This is a genomic window from Ruegeria sp. YKSD179, assembly GCF_059612885.1.
This window is the reverse complement of record NZ_JBXWRL010000113.1, coordinates 1-3,326: the sequence shown is the minus strand read 5'-3', so window position 1 is coordinate 3,326 and position 3,326 is coordinate 1. Positions and strand designations below refer to the sequence as shown.

Genomic DNA, 3,326 nt, shown 5'->3' with positions numbered 1-3,326 from the left:
GCATGAGGCTGCGCTTACAAAGTCTCGGTTCTGAAAAGAGGACGAAATGAACAATCCCATGATCCAGCTATTGGTCTTGCTTGGTATCGCTGTTTTTCTGATTGTGCGCCTGAAAAGCGTACTGGGAACACGTGAAGGATTTGAAAAGCCGCCGCTGCAGCAACAACCCGAAGCCAGCAAGTCGCGTCGCGATTTTGAAGTAATCGAAGGTGGCCCGGATCATGACATCACCGATCACGTGCCAGAAGATAGCGAACAAGCGCAAACTTTGGCCGCAATGAAACGTGTCGAACCCAGTTTTTCTGTCGGTGAGTTTGTTCAGGGCGCGCGTGGCGCATACGAAATGATCGTTATGGGATTCGAAAAGGGCAATCTGGACGAAATCCAACCGTTCCTGTCTGAAGAAGTTTTCGACAGCTTCGTCTCGGTTGTGGCAGACAGGGAGGATAAGGGCTTGACGATTGAAGCCGAGTTCGTGGGTGTACGCGAAACGACATTGGCGGACGCTCATTTTGACAAGGACACAAACCAGGCTGAGATCACGATGCGGTTTATTGGCGAGTTGACTTCGGTCGTAAGGGATCGAGGCGGCGACATTATCGAAGGAAGCCCCAATACTGTAAAACGCCAAAAGGACAGTTGGACCTTTGCCCGCGTCATGGGTACCGATGATCCAAACTGGCTGTTAGTTGCCACGGACGCATGATTGAAAAACTCCGGTCGCTTTTCTTGGTGGCCGCTATGACCGCCGCGAGCGCCCCCAATGCAGAGGTGAAACGCACCATTCTGGCGTTCGAAGATTTGGATGGCTGGGCAGCTGACGATCATTGGGCGGCCCTTTCTGTTTTTTTAAATACATGCAGCGATCTGAAGGACCCGGACTGGAAAGCGTTATGCGCGGCGGCGCAGACGCATAGTCCGGAATCCGCGCGCTCGTTTTTTGAGTTGTTTTTTCGTCCACTGTTGGTCGAGGACGGGGCCGCTGCCTTATTTACGGGCTATTTCGAACCTGAGCTCGATGGCGCAACGTCGCCATCAGCAAAGTACCGCTATCCGCTATACCGAATGCCGCCCGAGGTCAGGAAATCCGACCGTTGGCTGAGCCGACGAGAGTTATTGACCAGTGACGTTATGCAAGGTCGCGGACTGGAGATCGCGTGGGTCGATGACCCGGTTGAACTGTTTTTTCTGCAAATCCAAGGATCAGGGCGTATTCGGTTGCCTGACGGTAGTAAATTGCGAGTTGGCTACGGAGGCGCAAACGGACATCCGTATCGTTCGATCGGGGCCGAGTTGGTTCGGCGTGGAGCGCTGGGCGCTCACGAAGTCAGCGCCCAAATGATACGTGCTTGGGTCCGAAAAAACCCTGAAGCAGGCGCTGAATTGCTATTACACAACCCTTCGTACGTTTTCTTTCGTGAGGTTACACGTGTCGCCCCCGAGCTTGGACCATTGGGTGCTATGAACCGCTCAGTCACAAAGTTGCGCAGTATAGCGGCGGACCCGATCTATACACCTTTGGGGGCGCCGGTTTGGATCGAAAAGGATGGAGAGAAACCAATTCGCCAGTTGATGATTGCCCAAGATACAGGTGCGGCAATCAAGGGTGCCCAGCGCGCGGATATTTTCTTTGGTACCGGTGATGCGGCAGGTGAAGCTGCAGGGCGCCTTAAAGATTCCGGTCGAATGGTTCTGTTGCTGCCGATCCAGCGCGCGTATGCTCTTTTGCCGGATGAGTTCTGATGTCGCGCCGGAAACTGACCGCAGACGAAATTGAACTTTGGCGCAAAGTCGCGAAACAGGCCGAGCGTTTGCATCCTGAGCTACCGCAAACGGTACACCCGACTGTTCTTCCCAAACCCAAACCAACAAAGTCGCCGGTACCCAGACTAGAGACTTTCGAATTGGGACAAAAATCGCAACCGACGCCAGCCGGCAACAATCTGAAAACGTCAATTTCTGAAGAGCTACGCAGAGACATCGTGCGTATGGACGTCAAAGCGTTTGGTCGGATGAAACGCGGCAAACTTAAACCCGAAGGTCGTCTGGATCTGCACGGCATGAGAATGGACACGGCGCACCCTGTATTAGTCAAGTTTATCCTATCGGCACAAGCCTCGGGAAAACGGCTCGTGTTGGTGATTACAGGAAAGGGCAAGGATCGAGACGAGCCCGGCCCTATCCCAACCCCGCGCGGTGTCCTCCGAAATCAAGTCCCCCACTGGCTGAGCCTGCCGCCACTGGCGCAAGCGGTCCTTCAGGTGACTCCGGCGCATATCAGCCACGGGGGTGATGGTGCGTATTATGTGTATCTGCGTCGTATACGTTAGCTCGGTTGAGGCGCATGCTAGGAACGGGCAGACTTCAATACAGAGTGTGAATTTGTGAATTCCGGTGCCTTAGTTTTTTGGCTAGGACACAAATAAAACAATTGGAGTTCCGGAAATACATGAATAAAATCTCAAAGATATCCAGAGGTTCTTGGCCGAGAAGCGCCGTTTCGGTTTTCTAATGAGGTAAACGCCTGTGACTTGAGGCTGAAAATGAGAAAAATCAATGCCGTTGCGTATTATAAATCAAAGGCGGATCCAGAGTATTGGGAGTGCCACTGGGATAGAATAGATTTGGCTAAAAAAATGGCCAAATTCGAGCAGGGTAGGCTTGGTAAGTTCGAAGGTATATTCGAGTGCTTCCTCCCACGTGACAAACTTGTACTCGAGGCCGGTTGTGGCCAGGGTCAATATGTACTCGCACTTCACAACCGGGGATTTAAAGTCTTTGGGTTGGATAACGCAAAACAAACCATTGAAAAAGTTGCCTCGGTCTACCCAGAGCTAAACGTTCTATATGGAGATGTGACCAATACTGGCATTTCAGATGGCTCGCTCGGAGGGTATGTTTCTCTCGGCGTGATTGAACATGACCAAAATGGCCCCGACAGTTTTCTTAGAGAAGCGGAGCGCATTTTAGAAGATATAGGTGTTGCGATATTTACAGTTCCATACCTCAATATGGTACGTCGATTAAAATATTATACTGGAGTTAAGGGAAACCCTGCTGTTGATGAATTTTATCAATATTACTATAGTCATAACGAAGTTGAGGAACATCTTTCGGATTATGGGTTAGAACTAGTTTATTTTGAACCGTACAATTCTATTAAAACCTTAAATGAAGAATTGGGTATAAGCCGTAAACTACTAACAACCGGTAATGTCGAAAACTATTTAAAGACATCTCGCACTGTGAATAGAGTATTTTCACACAATGCAATTTATATCTGTCATAAAAAGGGGCGACCTAAATCAGCCAAAGATCTTCCAGAT

Annotated in this window: 4 protein-coding genes; all 4 read left to right on the top strand. The window is 50.2% G+C overall.

What is annotated here, in order from left to right; genetic code table 11:
• Positions 1-46 precede the first annotated feature (46 nt).
• Entirely contained in the window at positions 47-706 is a 660-nt protein-coding gene (locus AC2FNE_RS24500; RefSeq protein ID WP_496806551.1) for a Tim44/TimA family putative adaptor protein, read from the top strand.
• Entirely contained in the window at positions 703-1,743 is a 1,041-nt protein-coding gene (gene mltA, locus AC2FNE_RS24495; RefSeq protein WP_496806550.1) for a murein transglycosylase A, read from the top strand. The genes AC2FNE_RS24500 and mltA overlap by 4 nt, the downstream gene beginning before the upstream one ends.
• Entirely contained in the window at positions 1,743-2,330 is a 588-nt protein-coding gene (locus AC2FNE_RS24490; protein WP_496806549.1) for a Smr/MutS family protein, read from the top strand. Before mltA ends, AC2FNE_RS24490 begins: the two co-directional genes overlap by 1 nt.
• A 213-nt stretch (positions 2,331-2,543) precedes the next feature.
• The coding region (locus tag AC2FNE_RS24485) for a class I SAM-dependent methyltransferase (protein WP_496806548.1) at positions 2,544-3,326 on the top strand (783 nt) is incomplete at its 3' end.

Bases quoted from the DNA above. Each gene is read 5' to 3' on its own strand.
- AC2FNE_RS24500 (WP_496806551.1), top strand. From the start codon at position 47: ATGAACAATCCCATGATCCAGCTATTGGTCTTGCTTGGTATCGCTGTT.
- mltA (WP_496806550.1), top strand. From the start codon at position 703: ATGATTGAAAAACTCCGGTCGCTTTTCTTGGTGGCCGCTATGACCGCC.
- AC2FNE_RS24490 (WP_496806549.1), top strand. From the start codon at position 1,743: ATGTCGCGCCGGAAACTGACCGCAGACGAAATTGAACTTTGGCGCAAA.